Origin of the sequence: Pelagibacterium flavum (genome assembly GCF_025854335.1) — a bacterium.
Taxonomy (GTDB): domain Bacteria; phylum Pseudomonadota; class Alphaproteobacteria; order Rhizobiales; family Devosiaceae; genus Pelagibacterium; species Pelagibacterium flavum.
Map to the genome: position 1 here is coordinate 318,254 of NZ_CP107716.1, position 16,001 is coordinate 334,254.

The 16,001-nt window shown below is 58.9% G+C and carries 17 protein-coding genes and 2 pseudogenes; 12 read left to right on the forward strand and 7 right to left on the reverse strand.

Annotation, left to right across the window (positions count from 1 at the left end):
* Positions 1 to 27 precede the first annotated feature (27 nt).
* Positions 28 to 207 (forward strand): hypothetical protein, encoded by a 180-nt coding sequence (locus OF122_RS01605; protein ID WP_264226145.1) that lies wholly within the window; start codon positions 28 to 30, stop codon positions 205 to 207.
* Between the two features lie 99 nt (positions 208 to 306).
* On the opposite strand, the gene OF122_RS01610 is transcribed toward OF122_RS01605, so the two are convergent.
* The 3 genes from OF122_RS01610 to OF122_RS01620 form a co-directional block, all read right to left on the reverse strand.
* Positions 307 to 486, reverse strand: a complete 180-nt coding sequence (locus OF122_RS01610; protein ID WP_264226146.1) for a hypothetical protein — start codon at positions 484 to 486, stop codon at positions 307 to 309.
* A 4-nt stretch (positions 487 to 490) separates the two neighbouring features.
* On the reverse strand, positions 491 to 1,708 hold the full coding sequence (locus OF122_RS01615; protein ID WP_264226147.1) for a hypothetical protein: 1,218 nt from the start codon (positions 1,706 to 1,708) through the stop codon (positions 491 to 493).
* Positions 1,709 to 2,231: 523 nt separating this feature from the next.
* Positions 2,232 to 2,783: a GGDEF domain-containing protein gene (locus tag OF122_RS01620; RefSeq protein WP_264227730.1), complete on the reverse strand. Its 552-nt coding sequence runs from the start codon at positions 2,781 to 2,783 to the stop codon at positions 2,232 to 2,234.
* A gap of 90 nt (positions 2,784 to 2,873) precedes the next feature.
* Between OF122_RS01620 and OF122_RS01625 the strand changes: the two genes are divergently transcribed.
* Both OF122_RS01625 and OF122_RS01630 read left to right on the forward strand, forming a co-directional pair.
* The gene (locus tag OF122_RS01625) at positions 2,874 to 3,236 is read left to right on the forward strand and encodes a transposase (RefSeq protein ID WP_264226148.1); all 363 of its coding nucleotides are present in this window, start codon (positions 2,874 to 2,876) and stop codon (positions 3,234 to 3,236) included.
* Positions 3,215 to 4,027, forward strand: a complete 813-nt coding sequence (locus OF122_RS01630) for an IS3 family transposase (RefSeq protein ID WP_264227731.1) — start codon at positions 3,215 to 3,217, stop codon at positions 4,025 to 4,027. Before OF122_RS01625 ends, OF122_RS01630 begins: the two co-directional genes overlap by 22 nt.
* Positions 4,028 to 4,060: 33 nt before the next feature.
* Here OF122_RS01630 and OF122_RS01635 read toward each other — a convergent pair whose 3' ends face one another.
* Entirely contained in the window at positions 4,061 to 4,837 is a 777-nt protein-coding gene (locus OF122_RS01635; protein ID WP_264226149.1) for a LacI family DNA-binding transcriptional regulator, read from the reverse strand.
* 150 nt (positions 4,838 to 4,987) lie between these two features.
* Between OF122_RS01635 and OF122_RS01640 the strand changes: the two genes are divergently transcribed.
* From OF122_RS01640 to OF122_RS01670, 7 genes and pseudogenes are all read left to right on the forward strand, one after another.
* Complete coding sequence (locus tag OF122_RS01640; RefSeq protein WP_264226150.1) at positions 4,988 to 5,254, forward strand: hypothetical protein; 267 nt, start codon at positions 4,988 to 4,990, stop codon at positions 5,252 to 5,254.
* A gap of 280 nt (positions 5,255 to 5,534) precedes the next feature.
* On the forward strand, positions 5,535 to 6,464 hold the full coding sequence (locus OF122_RS01645) for a helix-turn-helix transcriptional regulator (RefSeq protein ID WP_264226151.1): 930 nt from the start codon (positions 5,535 to 5,537) through the stop codon (positions 6,462 to 6,464).
* A 108-nt stretch (positions 6,465 to 6,572) separates the two neighbouring features.
* On the forward strand, positions 6,573 to 6,716 hold the full coding sequence (locus OF122_RS01650) for a hypothetical protein (protein ID WP_264227746.1): 144 nt from the start codon (positions 6,573 to 6,575) through the stop codon (positions 6,714 to 6,716).
* 60 nt (positions 6,717 to 6,776) lie between these two features.
* On the forward strand, positions 6,777 to 7,628 hold the full coding sequence (locus tag OF122_RS01655) for an SH3 domain-containing protein (protein WP_264226152.1): 852 nt from the start codon (positions 6,777 to 6,779) through the stop codon (positions 7,626 to 7,628).
* A 21-nt stretch (positions 7,629 to 7,649) separates the two neighbouring features.
* Positions 7,650 to 8,195 (forward strand): hypothetical protein, encoded by a 546-nt coding sequence (locus tag OF122_RS01660; protein WP_264226153.1) that lies wholly within the window; start codon positions 7,650 to 7,652, stop codon positions 8,193 to 8,195.
* Between the two features lie 339 nt (positions 8,196 to 8,534).
* Positions 8,535 to 8,654, forward strand: a pseudogene (locus OF122_RS01665) (IS110 family transposase); the annotation flags it as partial.
* A 78-nt stretch (positions 8,655 to 8,732) separates the two neighbouring features.
* Positions 8,733 to 9,142: pseudogene (locus tag OF122_RS01670) on the forward strand (IS5 family transposase); the annotation flags it as partial.
* 64 nt (positions 9,143 to 9,206) lie between these two features.
* Here the strand turns inward: OF122_RS01670 and OF122_RS01675 are convergent.
* The 3 genes from OF122_RS01675 to OF122_RS01685 all read right to left on the reverse strand — a co-directional run bounded on the left by OF122_RS01675 (position 9,207) and on the right by OF122_RS01685 (position 12,056).
* Positions 9,207 to 10,155 (reverse strand): IS630 family transposase gene (locus OF122_RS01675; protein WP_264224182.1). Its coding sequence is split into 2 segments (ribosomal slippage): positions 9,207 to 9,818 and positions 9,820 to 10,155, totalling 948 coding nucleotides; the frame shifts between segments, so codons are not numbered across the junction.
* Positions 10,156 to 10,389: 234 nt separating this feature from the next.
* Positions 10,390 to 11,013, reverse strand: coding sequence for a helix-turn-helix domain-containing protein (locus OF122_RS01680; RefSeq protein ID WP_264226155.1), 624 nt, complete (start codon positions 11,011 to 11,013; stop codon positions 10,390 to 10,392).
* A gap of 35 nt (positions 11,014 to 11,048) precedes the next feature.
* The gene (locus OF122_RS01685; protein WP_264226156.1) at positions 11,049 to 12,056 is read right to left on the reverse strand and encodes an Ldh family oxidoreductase; all 1,008 of its coding nucleotides are present in this window, start codon (positions 12,054 to 12,056) and stop codon (positions 11,049 to 11,051) included.
* A gap of 314 nt (positions 12,057 to 12,370) precedes the next feature.
* Between OF122_RS01685 and OF122_RS01690 the strand changes: the two genes are divergently transcribed.
* Both OF122_RS01690 and OF122_RS01695 read left to right on the forward strand, forming a co-directional pair.
* The gene (locus tag OF122_RS01690; RefSeq protein ID WP_264226157.1) at positions 12,371 to 13,957 is read left to right on the forward strand and encodes an ABC transporter substrate-binding protein; all 1,587 of its coding nucleotides are present in this window, start codon (positions 12,371 to 12,373) and stop codon (positions 13,955 to 13,957) included.
* Positions 13,958 to 13,978: 21 nt separating this feature from the next.
* Positions 13,979 to 16,000, forward strand: a complete 2,022-nt coding sequence (locus OF122_RS01695; protein WP_264226158.1) for a hydantoinase/oxoprolinase family protein — start codon at positions 13,979 to 13,981, stop codon at positions 15,998 to 16,000.
* Position 16,001: the final 1 nt, after the last annotated feature.

Here is a 16,001-nt window from a genome sequence, read left to right on the forward strand (position 1 = left end):
CCAACTCAGCGCCAACTGAGAGACGGCGTGCGCAAGCTTCACGCCCAGCCGGTCGTCGGCATCGACGTTGAAATGATCGCGATCAGCACCGCGATCATGGCAAAGACCAGCGTCAGCATCTTGCCAGAAACGTTGCCGCCAATGACCTTGCCCGGGCGCTGGCTGGCGATGTTGCTTGAGCTTGGCCAGTGTGCTCGAGGTGCCTGAGCCGCCAGACAGCCTCAACGCGCGGTGCAATTCTCCCACTTGGCCCCTTGTCGGAATGCCCCTTGAACCCATTGGGGCACATTTGGCGCATGTGAGAGATCATTCCGGGGGCAACTCCTCCTCACGTCTCAAACCCATTCCGTGCCAAAGGGCGTAGCGCCCGTCGGGCTGCCGCCACCAGCGCCTGCCGCCGCGGATGATGGGCTTGCCCATTCGCTTGTATCTCTGCCAGACGCCGAGCGAGAGCGCCGCGACGGAAAGCGCCTTGAGCCAGAGCATCGGGTTAGTCCGCCACCAGGAAGCAGTCGATTTTCAGGGCACCGCTCTCGTCGGTCATACGAATGATGTTTTCATCGTGCGCATGCCCCGCGCCGGCAGGCGAAAATTCGTAACGCGCCGGCCAGCCGGCATAGGCACCCCCATTCCAGGAGATATAGCCACTGACTGGATCGAACGAGTAGCCGCCTTCCACCTCACCAACCAAATAGGTGGCATTGGTGAGGTCGATCCAGCCAATGGTGGTCATGTATTGACGGCAGACATAACGGCCAAGAGGAGGCTGCCCATCGGCCTCTGTCTGTGTCTGGACCTGTTCCGGAAGCACGGCGGAACGCGGGATCTGTTCACTGAGCACGCGGCAACTGGTCAGCTGGAACGTTCCCCAGCCCCAAGAACTGTCGTCGCCCTGCACGATCAACTGAGCACCGGGCGTAAGGTGCGCCAGCTGCGCCCGGTGACCTTCATCGAAGGTGCACATCGCAATTCCGAACGGCCCATCTGTGAGTCGAACGTAGTCCGAGCCAACGCTCTGCAGAGTGCCGGCGAGGGTCACCGTGCGTTCTTCGAAGCGCTGCCGAGCCGCAGCGAGATTGTCTTTATATGCCTCACCGATCTCAGCCAGGGTGGCTTTCAGCGCTGGTAGTGTTGGAGACTGCTGCCCACCACTCACCGGCGCGGCAGCGGTCGGGGGTTGAACCGCACGCATCCGGTCTGGCGCCATCGCGAAAAGCAACTCGCTCCCGCTGTAACTGGTGTTGAGAACATTACAGGACACCTCTCCGAATTGATCGGGCCCAATCACGATCCCCTTGTACCACGCCCCACCGACAAGAATTTCGATCTCATTACCTGGCCCGCACAGCGCCCGCCAAGCCGCCTGCGAGGGCTCACCGGGAATCGGGGCGGGTCCGGTTGGCGGGCCCGGCACCCCCGGCGCCTGGACTGCACGCATCCGCTCGGGTGCCATGGCGAACTGCATTTCATGTCCGGCGTAGCTGGTGTTGAGAACGTCGCAATAGGGTTCGCCGTTAACGTCTGGACCGGCAACAGCCCCACGATACCAGGAGTTCCCCACAAGGATCTCGACTTCATTGCCCGGCACGCACAGCGCCCGCCAGCCTTGTGCGCCCTGCTGCGCCAGGCTCGGTCCTGCAACCAGTGGCGCCATCACAACAAGCATCGCGATAACTGCCAGCCGCCTCCAATAGGCCATCGGCTTCATGATTCTCCCCAATCTTGTGACAAACGTGCTGTCACACCCCCAACTTTGTAGCCCTTGGTCACGGGCAAAGGCGAGCCAATTCCGCGTGGTTGTGCACAATGATGGAAAAAAGTGTGATCCGCCAGATTACTGCTCGCATTGGCAAACTGGATGGCGGGTGGCGGTTATGTGGGCGTTCGGCCAATTGTTGCCAAACCCCGCCAGTGTGTTCTGGCTCCGGACACTCCGGTGTGAAGAACGGGCCAATCGTTATCGCTCATTCACCCTGTTTCCGGGGCTGCCAAGGGCGCAAATCCGACATGTGAAAGGCGTCTTCCCAATTGACCCCTGCATGCGGGCAGGGCCGTCTGCGGTCGTCCAGAGCTCGGGCGGCCTTTTGTTGCGCCCAAGATCTCTTGTCGTTTGCGCTGGAAAAGCAAAGAAACATTGCTGGCCGGGACAACCAGCAGCCTGAGTGACTGTCAGGCCGGGCGCAACTGACGTGTTTCCCGGTGGTGTTACTGGGCTTACAATGGGATGGCATCTATCGCAGAGCGAACTGCCGCCCAGCTGATTTGACGTTAGAGGACGTGTCCCCGTCTTCAGCGAACGCCCTCACCTGATCTCGACCACCTTTTTTGGCCTGATACAAGGCGGCGTCCGCTTCCCATTGCAACTCGTCAGGAGTACAGTCCTGATAGTGTATGCGACCGGAAATACCAATACTTATGGTGACGAAGCCAAACGGTGACCCCGGGTTTGGCAAGCGGGCCCGAGCGAGTGCGCCGCGAATACGTTGCGCGACTGACGCAGCGTCCTTTGATGATGTTCCGGGCAGGATGATGAGGAACTCTTCACCACCATAGCGGGCAACATGGTGTGAATCGCTCCGAACGTTGCTGTCGATGATGGCAGCGACTTCTACCAGGCAACGGTCCCCCTCAGCGTGGCCGTAATGATCATTGAGCGCTTTGAAATAATCAATGTCGCACATGAGGATCGCGATATCTGCCCTTGATACGTTGGAACTGCGGGCCAGTTCAGCAAAGAGTTCTGACATCCATCTCCGATTGGCTGCACCTGTCAGGGGGTCAATTTTCGATAGTCGATTGGAGTGAACCCCTAGGACTGGACCAGCGGGGAAGAAAAGCTGATACGCTCTGTGGGCCTTGAATGGAGAATGTCCATGTCACCAAGAGGTCCCTACCGCCGTCACTCGATGCAGTTCAAGCTGCAGTTATGCCAGGACATTCGAAATGGCGCCATCGGGCGCCGCGATGCGCAGCGCACTTATAGCGTTTCCGCCAATCTCATCCAGCTCTGGCTGTCCCAGTTCGATCGTGGCGAACTCAATCAGGAAGAAGCCGAAGCAAGCGTCGTTGCGGAATACGAGGGCCGCATTGCAGCTCTTGAGCGCAAGGTCGGGCAACTGACCATGGAACTGGACATGGCCAAAAAAACGCCGCGCCCCTCTCCAGGACCCGTCAACGAGAACTCATCGATTGTCACCGGCCCGCGCATTGCTCCATCAGGCGGGGATGTCAAATGATCGGTCTTGCGCGCAGCACGTTCCATTATCGCCCCAACACGTCCAGCGGGATCGCAGATACGGAAGTGGTCGAGCTGATCGAAGCCATTCAGGATGATCTGCCTGGCTATGGCTATCGTCGCATCACCCACGAATTGCACCGCCGCGGTCATAGGATCAATCACAAAAGGATCGCCAGGATCATAAGGGAGAACGGGTTAGGGATTAAGCCGCGAAAGCGGTTTGTAAAAACGACCGACAGCGCTCATACCTCGCCGATCTACCCGAACCTATACCGCAACATCATCCCGAAAGGGCCCGACATGGCGTGGGTAGCTGATCTGACCTATATCCGCCTTGCACGCGGCTTCTGCTATCTCGCGGTCATTCTCGATGCGTGCAGCCGTAAGGTGATCGGCTATGCCTTGTCCAGGCAGATCGATACGTCATTGACCTTGGCAGCGCTGCAATCTGCATTGGAAAACAGGAAGCCGCTCCCCGGGTGCATTCACCATTCGGACCGCGGCTGCCAATACGCAAGCGAGCGGTATCGCAATGAGCTTGAAGCCGCCGGACTGCGAGGCTCGATGAGCGCCATCGGCAATCCTTACCATAACGCGCAGGCCGAGAGCTTCATGAAAACGCTCAAGGTCGAGGCGGTCTATCTCTGCGAATACGAAACCTCTGCGGATGTCGTCGACAGCTTGCCAAGGTTCATCGAGGAAATCTACAATACCCGAAGGCTCCACTCTGCCCTTGGCTATCGCTCACCAGAGGAATTTGAAACCCAACTCGCCCAACAGGCGGCTTAGTTTGGAACGCTGCGTTGGTCCAGTCCTAGGGGTTCACTCCACCTGATGCTGCGCCCCTTGAGCTGAATAACTGCGGGATCGCCCAATGAGCATTGGATCGAGCGGCACCCCAGCTTCTCGATGCGCTTCAACATACCCATGCAGCCGCTGCCAACTGGGGTAGAGGGAGTCCGAAGCATAAGAAGGTGCGCTGGCAAGAGCAAAGAACTCCTCGATGCTCCAGTCACCGTACCCAAGTTCGCCGATCATTCCAATTCGGCGATGGCCCTGCGCCAGGAGCCTTGCTACCGCATCGTGAGCGCCCTGCTTGTTGTCCACTCCCACGAAATCGGCGCCAAGGCTGTGCACCTGACGGTCGATCTGGACGATTGGGATGCCCGCCGCGACGACGGAAACCAGGTGCTCTCCACCTTCCGGATCGCATGGAGACACGATCATCCCATCGACCTGCTTTTCCAGAAGCAGGCGGACTGAGCGGATTTCGTGTTCGATATTTTCGTCACTATTTGTGATGATCAACCCGAAATCATTGCGTTCCGCTACATTGGAGATCCCTCGCAGAATGCTGGCGTAAAAAGGGCTTTGGATGTCGCCGGCAACGACCCCGATGGTTTTGGTTCGCCCCGTGATCAGGCTGCGGGCGAGAAGGTTCGGGCGATAGCCGAGCGCCTGGGCGGCCGAGAGTACCTTCTCGCGCTTTTCTCGGCTTGAGTATCCATAGTCACCGAGCACTCGCCCAGCTGTAGCTGTGCTGACTCCAGCGAGACGTGCAACATCGGTGATGGTTACGCCTGTCTTCTTTTTGCTCAACAGTCTCTCCCAATCGGACCCGTGAGCCAACCGTTGCTATCGCACCTTCTACCTCGTGCGAGGGAGTTGGTTGTCCCGACTCGGTGTGGTGAGGTCACGTGCCTAAACAACCCCGCTCTGCCACTTCAGGTCAAGCGCGCAGCTGAAGACATGGTCGTCAAAGACTCGGCCTGGCGCATGGAGGAAGGTGAATTTGGACATCGCAGCATTGGCTGTCCTTGGCAAAAAAGAACGACGTCAAATCGGTGCCCCTCAAATCTGCAAATTCGGGCTGATCGGGAGACTGGAGTCATGTTGCGGATGGCATTTATCCTTATTGGTTGGCTGAAACCGGACAGATCGAAAACGGCCCAAATTGCTGATAAAGAAACGCGTGCTTTTGCTTGTTTAAATGGCAATGAAATTTGTTCACAGTGATACGGTATGGGGGTGGGGAACTGACCGGCAGGTTTTCTGAGGCTACGCCGCCAAAGCTGCCTTTCACCCCGGCAACGAGCCTCTGTCAGGAGGCGTCTGAAGTCGGTCGTCAATGCCGCGTGACCGGAATTCCAAATGCGGAACCGAGGGCAGAACGACCAACAAGTATTGCCAATATCAGGGCTTGTAGCCATTTCTGTTACCGTAGATGCTCCATACGATCTGACGGAACACTTTTGGGTTGGAGCGGACTGTTGTGATGGGGGGAACGGAGAACGCATTGCGAGTCAGCGATTTTCTGCTGGAACTTTACCATGACGCCTCGAAGTGCACGCCCGACGAACTCCGTCTCCGCGTGCTGAAAAACCTGCAGCGCTTCATTCCCTTCGATTTCGGGGTGTGGGGCGGTGGCTTGGCCGATGGCCGACTGGTCACGGACCTGACCGTTCTCAACCAAAGCGAGGCGATATTGGGCGAGTGGGATTCTGTCGCACAGGAGGACGCCTTCTGCGAGCTGACGCTCAACCGTCTTGGAACGACCGCCCGCTTCGATGACGTTCCAGACTATCGCGCAAGTCTGGCCTACAACGAGCATTGGCGGGGCTTCGATGCCTCGCACATGATGGCGACAATCGTCGGAGAGCCAACCGACGGCTATGTTAGCTTCGTGGGGCTTTGCGCGGATGACAGACCGGTGGCCTTCTCCGATACCGAGCGTAGACTCAAGCAGATGCTTATGCCGCATCTGTCGCAAGCCTTGCGCATGAACCGGGAACTCTGGACCGGCCGCGCGGCAATGGAGCATGAAGCGATCGCGCTCGTGGACGGGCATGGCTGTGTGCTGTGCGCGCAGGGACCGTTTGACGATTTTGCCAGGCAAGAGTGGTCTGGGCGTTTCGCCCAGCTCCCGGCTGACATGATGAGTGTGCTCAAGCAGGGCAAACCATGGCGTGGGGAACTGCTCGACGTGCGCATGTCCCCGTTTGGCAGCAATTACTTCGTTCACCTATCGATCCATCCGACCCTTTCGGGCTTGTCTCGTCGCGAACGCGAGGTTGCTGGATTGTTCGCATCCGGCATGACCAACAAGCAGGTGGCACGTGCCCTGGGCACGTCACCTTCCACTGTGCGCAATCAGCTCGTGCGCATCTACGAAAAGCTCGGCATCTCCAGCAAGGCAGAACTCGCGGGGCTTGCTGGCGGGAAGTGACTGCCGTTCAGCGCTGTCAATAGAGCAAATGCGCTATTCTCAAGCGTGGCTCGACACGGGATACCTTCGGAAGCTCGCCAGACGAGAGCGGGCGTAACCGGAGGATGCATGTGGGATTTTAGTGTTGGCAGGGCGATGGGTCTGATGGTGCAGACCCTGCCTTTCGTCGTGCTTCGGATGGCGGTCTATTTCGGGATCACGCTGGCCTATATCCTCGTGACAGGCGATGCCCGACAGCGCGGGAACCTATGAGGTGCGGTTCCTCGATATCGATGCACACTCTGTTCTAGGCCGCGTCATTGTGGAGGTTGAATGATGTTGCACAAGCTCAAGCGATGCCGGATGAGCATTGTCGCTTTCAGTTTTCTCTGGCTGCCCCTTGCCGCAAATGCCCAGATCGATGGCCATGGTCCCGATGCATGGAGGGTGACCGCCGTTTCGGCCAATGACGTGCTCAATGTCCGAATGGGACCGGGCACCAACTATCCCGTGATCGAAACCTTTGCCCATGACGAGCGAGGCCTGCAGCAGATCACCTGCGTTCCGTTTTACACGATGGCTCATTTTTCGGCGATGACTGACTCGGAGATCGATGCCCTTCCGCCGAGTTGGTGCCTGATGCGCTCAGCCGATATGAGCAGGGCGGGGTGGGTGGCACAACGCTATCTGATTGCCGATTTCGACGATGAAGTCCTTTTCGGTGATGCCAGCCACTATGACGAACCAGAGGAAGTGGTGGACGTCGAAAAACTTCTTCCGGCCCCCACGACCGGCTCGCAGGCTTGGTCAGGCGACGACCTGATCGAACACGCACGTGGACTCGTTGCGGCGCTCTATGCCTATGATGATCCTGCCCGGGGCGTGAGCCATCGCGATCCGGCCGCGCCCGACGTGTTTTTCTCCACCGACTTCAGGGACGCGCTTCGATCCCGTCCGCCCGGCTCGGACCTGCTCATTGGCGCGCAGGACTTCCAGGGCACGATTTCAGCGCCGGTGCCCGATCCCGATCGGCCCATGTTCCGGGGTATGATTACGATCAATGTCGAGGTCGAGAATTTTGGCCGGACGCATACGGTCGTTTTCCGCCTGCGCGGCGATACCACCCGGCCCGGCGCGCCGCTGCGCATTTTCCGCATCGAACACGACGGCTGGTCGTACCCATAAGCGCATAAAAGGACTTACTCGATGAACCTAAACCAAGCGCCTCTCATGGCAGCATTCGGCCTCGCCCTGTGCCTAGCGCAACCTGCACTGGCCCAAATCGCAAAAACGCCCGTGGGTACAGTCGATGCGACCATCGACGGCACGCCCTATTTGGGTGAAACGCTCGATGTGCCATCGGAGGGAACATCGACGGCCGAGGCGCGGTCCTTTGGCCCGGTGACCTCCATTTCCATCCAGGCGCACGACCTTGAGGCCGAGAGCATCATGCGCAACGTCCTGACGATCGAGGTTTCGCTGATGGGAAGCGATGCTTCAGCATCCATCATGGAAGCATCCGTTTCCTGGTGGCCGGAAGGAATGAGCCCACCCTACTATCTCAGCGAAGACAGCGAGACAGATTCCGTGATCATCCTCGATTTGCTTTCTCTGGAAGACGGGGCTGCCGCCGCTCGAGGCAGCTTCTCGGCTGTCGTCTGCCGAAGGGATAGCATGTTTGCGGAGGCTGACACGAGCGACTGCCGGCAGGTTGAGGGCACGTTCGATACCGCCTTGCGCAAAGCCGATTGAGCCAGAACAAACCGGTCGCCTGCTACTGTTGGCTGATGGGGGGACCGCGGCTGCCCTGATGGCTGGCAACCACGTTGTGTAACGTGTGTGATAAGAGTGCGGAGGAAGAGATAGCAAAACATCGGGTGGACATGACGCGGTCGCCAAAGACTACCGCACATGCATGGTCCGGTTTCGAGCGAGGACTATCAATGCGAAAGACCGGGATGGGGCGGACGCCGAACATCGGCTCTCCAAATTCCTCGCCGGAACCAGATGAGGTGGATGGCTCCCGCTCCCGGCATCTGAGTGCCAAAATGGGTTCGCTATCAGGCAACCCGAGCAAAGGAGCCATCCGCCATGCAGATTATCACTTTGGGCCTCGATTTGGCCAAACGCATTTTCCAGGTTCATGCTGTCGACGCCTCTGGCGAGGTTGTCATTCGCAAGGCCCTGCGCCGATCGCAGGTTCTGGCATTTTCACTAGGCTGTGTTGACAAAAGGGATTCCCAAATCGCTGCCTGACTGATTCAAGGCTTCCTTTCAGAGGAGGCAGTTTTGGCTCGGGGCGATCTGACTGATGACGAGTGGGCGCTGGTAGGGGCATTGTTGCCGGCCGAGCGTGGTCGGTGGTCTCGGCCAGCCCTGGACAACCGGCGCTTTCTGAACGGAATGCTCTATGTTTTGGGGGTCGGTTGCCCCTGGCGCGACATGCATGAGCGCTATGGCAAGTGGAACTCGGTCTATGTCCGATTCCGCCGCTGGGCCGAGCAAGGGGTCTGGGACGCTTTGCTGGAAACGCTGGTCGAGCTTGGGCTCACCGACGACTGGCAACACATGATCGACAGCACCACGGTGCGCGGCCACTCTCAGACAGCGGGCGCAAAAGGGGGACTCATAAGGAGGGTTTTGGTCGAAGCCGCGGCGGCTTTACGAGCAAAATCCACGCCCGCGCAGACGGTCAGCCAACGGCGTCAAAGGATGTCCGACGACTTGTAGATGCGCCATTTCTCGATGGCTACCTAGAGCCTTTCAGTTTTTAACAGAAGCGTATCCTGCATTTTCGAGATAATTTGCGCATTCGTCTTGGCTGATGTTTGAGATGAGGTGGCCGACGTGACGCCATGTATCCTCAAGGGTGCGCATTTGGGCTTGGCGCATCCAATGCTTGATCTTGGCGAAGGCCTGCTCGATCGGGTTGAGGTCGGGCGAATAGGGCGGCAGGAACCAGAGCCTGGCACCGGCGGCCTTGATGGCTTGGCGAATGGCTGCGGCCTTGTGGCTGCCGAGATTGTCCATGACGACGATATCGCCAGGTTCCAGCACCGGCACGAGTTGCTGCTCGACATAGGCGCGGAAGCACTGACCATTGATCGGCCCGTCGAACACGCAAGGCGCCGTCAGCCGGTCGCAGCGCAATGCGGCCAAGAAGGTGAGCGTGCGCCAGTGACCATGCGGGGCAAAACCACGCAGGCGTTTGCCCTTCTGCCCCCAGCCACGCAGCGGCGCCATGTTGGTCTTGATCCATGTCTCATCAATGAACACCAGCCGCCGGGGATCGAGATCCGCCTGAAAAGACCGCCAGCGCCGTCGCCGCCGGGCTATGTCGGCACGAGCATGCTCAAGGGCGAACAGTGTTTTTTTTGAAACGAAGCCCCTCACGGCGCAGGAATTTCCACACCGTATCGTGCGACACCTTCACCCCGCGCGCCGCCAGCTCCTCCTTCAGTCCGTGCAGCGTCAGATGCGGTCTCTGGTCAATGCGCTCAACGATGAATGATCGGTGAGGGTCGAGAATGCGCTTGCGGTGCCCACCCATCTTGCCGGGCTCCACCGAGCCCGTAGCCCGGTAGCGCTGATGCCACTTCACCGCCGAGGAAACGGCAACACCAAAGCGGGCCGCGACAGACCGGCAGCTCTCACCGGTCTCGATCGCACCAACGACACGCTCGCGAAGATCATTGGATAGAGGTGCTGTCATCAGATGCTGGCCTCCTTCCCAGCCGACATCTTGAATCACAAAATCCCGAACTCGGGAATCCCCAACCGATTCAATCAATGACTGAACCGCTCTAGGGCACCTACATTAGCGATGTCGGGCGCCTCGCGCATGCAATTGCGGCGGCCACCCGATACGGCGACTGAGGAGGACGTGCATGACCTCCAGATCGCCCAGAGCAAAGCCGGGTCGAGGTTCCGAGCGAAGTGCAGAGGATTACCCCTGCAGCGGTTCGATAACGCGCGAACATATCCAAAGCACTTCGGCATCCTCTTCTGAGGCCTTGATAAGTGCATGGCCCATGGTGCTGTCGAAATAGCAGCTGTCGCCCACTGCAAGCCTGGTCGGAGCATAGAACTGGGTATGGAGTTCAATCTCACCCGAAAGCACGAAAACGAACTCTTCCCCTGGATGGGACAGCATGCTTTCAAATCGGGCAGCCGAGTTTGCCTTGATCTTGGCCCTGAGCGGCACAAACTGCTTGTGTGCCAGATCGGTGCACAGCATTTGATAGTCGTACTGTGCCGTATCGAGCGGAACGCCTTCTCCGGCGCGTGTTACCGTGCGTCGGCCACTGACAGTGGTGGTCTGGCGTTCGGAAAAAAGATCGGCCACGTCCACGCTCAGCCCTTCCGCCAGACTGAGAATTGTATCATAGGTCGGCGACATCTGCCCGTTTTCGATCTTGGACAGCGTCGAGGGAGCCAAGGCACACCGCCGGGCCAGCTCATTGAGGGTAAATCCATGGCCCTGTCGCAGATGGCGCAATGTTTCGGCGATGGAATGCTGCGACCGGCGCTGCGAGCTTTTCTCAGATGGCTTGGGAAGAGTGCTGTTCATGAGCCCGACCGCGGTCCTGTAAGTTTGTTCAAGTTTTAGGCTATTGCCAATGTCCTCAGACTAGCAAGGTCTTCTGCAGTAATGGGTATGCCGTTTTGTAGCGTTTGCGCACGAATTTCCGCGCGACGCTGGCCTGGTAATCGGGAAACGCCAGCAGCCTGCATCGCCGCGATCAGTGTATGAGCCCGAAGATCGAACGATTCGCCTGCCGCTCGTGAAGGGTCGATAAGGATGATTAATTGACCCGTATGCGGTGTCTGTGCACCCTCATGCCCCGACCAGTCGAACTCGAAGGAAAAATGCCCGCCCGTGAGAGCCGCGCCCAGCAGCTCCACCATCATGGAAATCGATGACCCCTTGTATCCGCCAAAGGTCAGCAGGGCGCCGCCATCCAGCACGGCCTGGGGGTCGTTGGTCGGCTTGCCGTTTTTGTCGACCCCGGAATCGGGTGGCAGGGCATGTCCTTTGCGGGCTGCGATTTGCACATCGCCATTGGCCATTGCTGAGGTCGCGAGATCGAAAACAATTGGATCGCCGCCCTCGAGCGGTGCCGCAAAGGCAAAGGGGTTCGTCCCGAAAACCGGGCTCTTGCCATCGAACGGCACAGTGCAGGCAAAACTGTTGACAGTACTGATTGCGATCAAGCCTTCACGGGCGAGCGGTTCGACATCGGGCCAGAGCGCGCTCAAGTGATGCGAATTGCGGATCGCCAGAACAGAAACGCCGGTTTGCCGGCACTTGCTGACGGCCAGATCGCGGGCTTGCGCCAACGCGACCTGGGCAAAGCCATTGCTCGCATCAACCCGGCAAAACGACGGAGCGATGTCTTCGACTTCTGGAATGGCCCTGCCGTCAACCCAGCCTGTACTCAAGGAATCCACGTAGCCTCGAATGCGAAAGATGCCGTGACTGTGTGCCCCGTCGCGCTCACACATGGCGCAGTTCTCGGCCAGAATCGACGCGGCGACCTTGTCCGTCCCGTGGCGCAGGAAGATTTCTTCGAGAAGTCCCACAAGTTCTGCGTAGGAGATGGTTGTCGACACGAGGCGCTCCGGTAGAGAATATTTCCGATAAGAAATATAGATTGATTTTCAGCGACCTTGCAAGAGGGTGGCTGGTCGGCGCTGTGCTCCACCGAAGCGCACATAAACATCCCAACCATGCGGCTATCTGCTCCCGATTCCAGTTGAAAGAAGGCGACCAAAAAATCCCTGTCGATCAATTGACAGTGCATTCGATGCATGTACTATCGGAAATATAGTTTCCTTTATGTGCACTCTAGAGGGGCGTTGAGGGTGCGCAGCGTAGCGATACGCATATGTCATCAATGACGCCCGCATATCGAAAGGACATTCGAATGCGCATCGGAAACATCGGAAGACTGTCACTGGTCGCGGGGCTGCTTTCGTCTCTCGCGGTAGTGGCGGGACCGGCGCTGGGTCAGGACTCGGACCTGATGGTCAACAGCGCTGTCGCGCCAAGTACGCTTGATCCTGCCTGGGCTTGCGGATTGCAGGAAATCAGCTTCATCCAGAATTTCTATGTTCGTCTGACCCAGTACGGAACGGCTGAGGGTCCAGAGGGGACACGAGTCGTTGATTTCTCGACAGTGGAGCCATACCTGGCCGATTCCTGGGACGTCAGCGATGACGGGCTGGTCTATACCTTCCATCTCAAGGAAGGCTATACCTTTGAGAGTGGCGCTCCGGTCGATGCCGAAGCGGTGCGCTATTCGCTGCAGCGTGTCCTCGACATGGCTGGGTGTGGGCGCTTCTTTTTGACCGATGGGCACATCGACCCCGTCATCATCGACGCGATCGAGGTGGTCGATCCGCTCACATTGACCATTACGCTCAACAAGCCAAACGGCAACATGTTGGGTGATCTGGCAACCCACGCGGCGTCGATCGTTGATCCGTCTGTCGTGGAAGCCAATGGTGGCGTGGTTGCAGGTCAGCCGAACGAATTCATGGCTGCCAATGTGACCGAGTCCGGTCCGTTCCTGCTTGAATCCTATTCCGCCAACCAGAGTGCACGGATGGTTGCCAATCCCGGGTTTGCAGGAGAGGCTCCAGCCTCGGACGCCATCAGCGTCAACTGGATCACAGCGGCGCCAACCTTGCTGCTGCAGGCGCGTACCGGACAGGCTGATATTACCTTTGGTCTGGCCAAGCAGGCCGTTACCACGCTTGCCGATAACCCGGGCACGCGCGCCATCGCCTATACCAGCCCCTTCGTGCAGCAGATGATGCTGCCCAATACCAAGGCGCCCTGGGACAACCCGCTGTTCCGCGAGGCTGTCGCCCACGCTGTGCCCTATGCGGATATCGTGGAGCGCGTGGCCTACGGCTACGGTACGCTCTATTACGGCCCGATCCCCCCGAGCTTGCCGGGATACAATGCCGAACTGAGCCAGCCCGTCCCCTTTGACCTCGATCGCGCCAGGGACCTGATCGCCGAAAGCGGCGTGGCCACGCCGGTCGATATCGAGGTGATGATCCAGGAGGGTGATGCGACCCAGCAGCAGCTGGCCACAGTGCTCCAGAGCACATGGGCTGACCTCGGTATCAACCTCAACATTCGCGTGGCACCGGCCGCCGAGTTCCAGGACTTGTCGCAGGGCCACCAGGTCCAGTCCCTGATGCGGCTCGATGGGCCAGGCGTATTCGAGGTCGGCTATTATTGGGGCTACGATGTCATCTGCGAAAACTCCAACAATCTCACAGAATACTGCAACCCCGAAGTCGATGAACTGGTCGATCAATTGCGCGCCTCATCCGATGAGGCAGAGCGTCAGGCAATCATGGACCAGGTGACCGAAATCTGGCGGTCGGAGTATCCCAAGATCCTGTTTTTCGAGGACCAGCCGGTCGTCGTGCTGAGCGATGCAGTGACCGAGTTCACCTTCTCGCCGCTGCCCGACTACCGCTATTGGGCGAAATAGACCTTCCAGGAGAAAGAACGAATGGCAACGCGTATTGGTGTCGACATTGGCGGCACGTTCACTGACCTCGTCTATTTCGACGAGCGGACGGGCAAGACAGCGGAAGGTAAGGTCCCCACAGTGCCTTCCGCGCCTGAGGAGGGGGTCGTGCATGCGATCACCAGCCACGTACCTCAGAACATCATCGAGGAAGCCGAGTTCTTTCTCCACGGAACCACAGTCGGCCTCAACGCTCTTCTGGAGCGTCGGGGTTCGAGGGTCGGCCTGATCACCACCACCGGGTTCCGCGACGTGCTCGAAATTCGTCGCGGCGACCGGGCTGAAATGTACAATTTGTTCTGGAAACAGACCGAGCCTCTGGTGCCCCGGCGCCTGCGTCTTGAAGTGGACGGGCGCATGCTGGGCAACGGCTCCGAGTATCGGCCTCTCGATGAAGATACGGTCAAGGTTGCTGCACGGAAACTGATCGCCGAAGGCGTCGATGCGATCGCCGTCAGCCTCATTAACGCCTATGCAAACCCCGATCATGAACTCGCTGTCGAGCGTATCTTGCGCGACGAGGGGTTCGAGGGCGGAATTTCGCTTTCGCACAAGATTTCCGGCGAATATCGCGAGTATGAGCGGACCTCGACGACCTGTATTGACGCGTTTGTGCGTGGCCGCATGTCGAACTATCTGCGCCGTCTCGATGGCCGGTTGCGTGAACTCGGTTTCAAGGGCACATCGCTGATCACCCGGTCCGGCTCCGGTTCGATGACCTTTGCCGAAGCCGAGGATCGCCCGTTCGAGACCATCATGTCCGGTCCGGTGGGCGGCGCACAGGGTGCCAGCGAGCTGGCCAGAATGCTCGGCATCAAGGCGCTGGTAACCGCTGACGTCGGCGGAACCAGCTTCGATACGGCACTGGTGATCGACGGTAAGCCTCAGGTGCTGTTTGAGGGCATGATCGATAACATGCCGATCCAGAGCCCTTGGGTCGACGTTCGCTCGATCGGGTCCGGCGGAGGCTCGATAGCCCATATCGATCCGGGCGGCCTTATGCGGGTCGGGCCGCGCTCGGCCGGCGCCGTACCTGGCCCTGCCTGCTACGGCAAGGGTGGCACCGAACCGGCCATGACAGACGCTGCAGCGTGGCTGGGAATGCTCGGGCCGGGCGATCTGGCCGCCGGAATTCATCTCGATATCGAAAAGGCCAAATCCGCACTCGAATCGGTCGGAACCCATATCGGTCAGGATGTCGAGGCGACGGCCGCAGGTGTGATGCGTATATCCTCGGCCGCAATGGCAAATGCCATGCGCGAGATTTCGCTCGATCAGGGACTCGACCCGCGCACCATCACCCTTGTGCCTTTCGGTGGCGCCGGGCCGTTGATGGGCACGCTTCTGGCCGATGAGCTCGAAATGAACCACGTCGTGATCCCGCCCTTGGCAGGAAATTTCTCGGCCTGGGGGCTTCTGGGAGCAGACATGGTGCAGTCGGCCGCCCGCACCCGCGTCATCGACTTTGCTTCTGGCGCGCTCCAGGAGGTCAACGGCGTTCTGGACGAACTCTTTGCAACATTGACAGAGCGCAGCACGGCCCATGCCAACCACGCGGTGCAATCGGCTCGGCTGGACCTGCGCTACAAGGGGCAGGAGCACACACTTTCCATCGAGGTGGCGGTTCACGACGGCACGGTTTCCGAAGACGAAACAATCATCCTTGATCGGTTTATCACCGAATATGCGCGCACATTCGGCGCCACTATGAACCAGGACGTCGAACTGGTTTCGGTGCGGGCCAGCACCACGGTTCTGCTTCCGCGCCGCGATCTGAGCTACGCGCCCAAACATTCCGACGGCGATAACGATCGCGTAATGGACGTCTATTCCTTCGAAACCAAAGAGCGCGTGCCGTTCAGGATCATCCCCAGGAGCACGATTTCGGGCAGGGTCAAGGGCCCGGCGATCATAACCGAAGAGACAACGACGACCTATGTCGACGTTCAATGGACCATCTCGAACGGCAAGGCGGGCGAGATCATTTTGGAGCGGACCCACTGAT